Annotated in this window: 3 protein-coding genes; all 3 read left to right on the forward strand. The window is 58.3% G+C overall.

Annotation, left to right across the window (positions count from 1 at the left end):
- Positions 1 to 444 precede the first annotated feature (444 nt).
- The 3 genes from EN914_RS29820 to EN914_RS29830 all read left to right on the forward strand — a co-directional run bounded on the left by EN914_RS29820 (position 445) and on the right by EN914_RS29830 (position 3,033).
- A complete protein-coding gene (locus EN914_RS29820) occupies positions 445 to 744 on the forward strand; it encodes a hypothetical protein (protein WP_024504632.1) in 300 nt (99 codons plus the stop codon).
- Positions 745 to 973: 229 nt separating this feature from the next.
- Positions 974 to 2,371, forward strand: a complete 1,398-nt coding sequence (locus tag EN914_RS29825; RefSeq protein ID WP_013525109.1) for a cytochrome b6 — start codon at positions 974 to 976, stop codon at positions 2,369 to 2,371.
- A 59-nt stretch (positions 2,372 to 2,430) separates the two neighbouring features.
- Positions 2,431 to 3,033, forward strand: a complete 603-nt coding sequence (locus tag EN914_RS29830; protein WP_050580502.1) for a DUF4142 domain-containing protein — start codon at positions 2,431 to 2,433, stop codon at positions 3,031 to 3,033.
- Positions 3,034 to 3,082 lie beyond the last annotated feature (49 nt).

Raw genomic sequence — 3,082 nt, forward strand, 5'->3', positions numbered from 1 at the left:
GCCGCGGGTTCCGTGATGGATGATCTCAATGAAGCGTTTCGCGTCGGCTCGCATTCCAATACCCGCACCGCGACGTGTCAGGCTGTGTCTTGCCCGAGCGCCTTGGCCGTTGCTATTCGTCTTGCGAAATAAGCCCGTTGCCGGTGCGCCCCAGCGAGGCAGGTTCAACAACGGAGATCATATCACGATGGAACGTCACGGCCTTTCGCAGGTTGGTATTGGGGTTTTCGCGCTAGGGAAAGAGCCATGACTTCTTCAGACAAGTCTTCAACTGACATATCACACCGCCCCGAGAAATCGAGCGGCAGGACCCCGTCAAAGTCGGCGACACCTTCACCGGCCCCAGAGAAAATATCCGGAGCAGGCCCTGCGGTCGCCGAGCATTCGAAAGACGCCAAGGCGCCCAGAGGCGGGCGTCAACCTGGGGCCTATGTCAAGGATTAGATGGCCGAGCTGGGTGCGTTTGTCTGGCCAACAGGAAGCGACGAGGAGGTTTTTATGCAGATGATGGGAGTTGTCGTCAGCCGAGACCAGGCTCCGGTCGTGGAATTTCGGGGCGAGGGAGGCGAGTGTATTACAGTTACCCTGCAGGCCGGGCATACTCTTCCCGACGATGAACTCATTGCAAAGGCCAGGGCTATGATGGTTCAGGTCGCTCAGTTCGGGACGGACCAGATCAACAATGCGGCGATGTCTGACGGGTCGTCGGCCGATGGGGTGATACAATCCGGAATGTCGGGATAGATAGCTTCGCTCGGTGCGGGCTACAAGGCCACGAGTCGGTAGCGGACGTGCACTCATCAGCCAGAAGATGGCGAGAGCGGCACGCAGGCAAGGCACGCAGATCGCACCCTCCAAAGCAGCGACACCGGCGATCATCGAAAGCCGAGCGTGAGCGTTGGGGCTATCAAAGCTATGGAACAAAGCTGGCGCGCACTGGTTGGGGCCAAATTCAACGCTGTGGGGAGGGGATATGTCGCGCATCTTCAATCTTGGTTTGCCGGTCCTGCTTGGCGCTGCAACGTTCACGCTCAATGTTGCTTCGGACCCGCTGCCGCCGGATCTGACGTATCGACCATTGCCAAGCTTGCCTTTTTCTGCGGTCAAGGAAACTGACGAGGCGCAAAAGCCGGCTGTGACACAACGGCAACGCGGCCTGCTCGAGAGCCGTTACGATCTGGCCGACCGGCCGATGCCCGGCGTCATGATGTCGGGCGGGCGCAAGGCTGTACAAGAAGGCTCGCGAGTGAAACTGCCGGCAGGCGAAACCTGGAGCAGCCTGGCAGCGAAAACCCCTCAGGAAATTCGTGATCGTGGTCTGTTGCCGCAAGGCTTCCTACCGTTGCCGCACGTCAAGCAGGCCGCCGGAGGTCAGGTCTTTCCTGAAAGTGAGATTAGAGAGATCGGCGCTGATGAAGGACGCGATCTGCGCCGCTTCGACGTCGATTTCGATCTACCGGATCACCTTACCCCGGAGTTTCCACCTCCAATATTTCTGACCACGCACCCGGAGCTTGGAGATGTGTCGCGAGGGGATCTGCTGACGATACGCAACTTCTACGAATACATGAACGGCATCATCACGCCCGTGCAGATGGAAGGACTTCGTCTGCTGCTGACGCCATTTCCGCAGGAGGAATTCAACCAGACCGAGGACAGGAAGGTAGCGATGCAAAGCACGGGTGTCGCTTGCCTCGATTGCCATTCCAATTTCCACACCAACGGGGCGTTTCACCTCACCCCGGACGTGCGGCCGCAAGCCGAGCGCTTCCGGCTCGACACAACCAGCCTGCGCGGCTTGTTCAACCAGCAGATCCACGGATCCAAGCGCTCGCTGCGTTCCGTGGAAGACTTTACGGAGTTCGAACAGCGCACCGCCTATTTCAACGGCGATCACGTGAGCGCCACCCGCAAGGGCGTGAACCTGCCGGATCGGCCCAACCAGGTCGCGATGATGGCGCAGATGCAGAACATCATCGATTTTCCTCCGGCACCCAAGCTCGATCCCTTTGGACGACTTGACCCGGCTACCGCCAGTGCGCTGGAGATCAAGGGCGAGCAGGTGTTCATGGGAAAGGGCCGCTGCGGCGAATGTCATGTTCCAGCCCAGTCCTTCATGGACAACAATATGCACGACCTGAAGCTCGAGCGATTCTACAAAGTTGGTCAGACGTTCAACGACCAGGTTGCCATTCCAGATGGACCCATCAAGACCTTCACGTTGCGCGGGATCAAGGATTCTCCGCCCTATCTTCATGACGGCCGTCTGATGACGCTGGGCGATACCGTTGAGTTCTTCAACCTGGTGCTCGGAACGAAGCTCGACCAATCGGAAAAGGAAGCATTGGTGGCCTATTTGCTCACGCTCTAGACATCATCCGGGAAAAACCGTGGCCGACAATTAACTAGGTATTGAATGGAGGACAGTTCATGCGTGCCGCCATAATGACAGTAGTCCTGGCATTGTCGCCCTGCTGTGCGCTGGCGCAAATCGGCAATCCAGCCGGTCTTGCCCCCGATACCAGTATGGAGAAGCCTGGAGTTCCAGCACCGCACCAGACGAATTATCAGGATCGGCTTTTCGTACAGCTAATTACGGCAGGCGGCAGGGCCGAGATAGAGTTCGGGCGACTCGCGGCTGGAAAGACAAGCCACGAAGACCTCCGTGAATTTGCAAATCGGATGGTCGATGATCACAACAAGGCCAATGAGCAGCTGAAATCCGTGGCCGATAAAAGCAAGATTCCACTTCCCGAAGGGCTCGATCCAGATCACAAGAACATCCGTTCCGATCTCGAAAAGCTCGACGGCGCCGCGTTTGAGCTGGCGTACCTGAGGGCGCAGATCGTCGATCACCAAAGGACGGCGCAGCTCCTGGCTTGGGAGATAGGCTCGGGCGAGGATGCAGCGCTTCAGCGCTTCGCCTCCGAAAAGCTGCCGACGGTGCTTGAACATCTTGACCTGGCCCGCACGTTGCACGCGAAGCTGGCAGGCCAAGCCCTGTTCGCGCCGGATACGCAAAAGGCCAAATGAAGCGGCGGTCATGTGGCACCTGAAAGTTCAGCTGCCTTCCGTGAATGTC

This window comes from Mesorhizobium sp. M7A.F.Ca.CA.001.08.2.1 (genome assembly GCF_003998455.1).
GTDB lineage: Bacteria > Pseudomonadota > Alphaproteobacteria > Rhizobiales > Rhizobiaceae > Mesorhizobium > Mesorhizobium ciceri.

Coding starts and splice junctions, on each gene's coding strand:
- EN914_RS29820 (WP_024504632.1), top strand. CDS start 445: ATGGCCGAGCTGGGTGCGTTTGTCTGGCCAACAGGAAGCGACGAGGAG.
- EN914_RS29825 (WP_013525109.1), top strand. CDS start 974: ATGTCGCGCATCTTCAATCTTGGTTTGCCGGTCCTGCTTGGCGCTGCA.
- EN914_RS29830 (WP_050580502.1), top strand. CDS start 2,431: ATGCGTGCCGCCATAATGACAGTAGTCCTGGCATTGTCGCCCTGCTGT.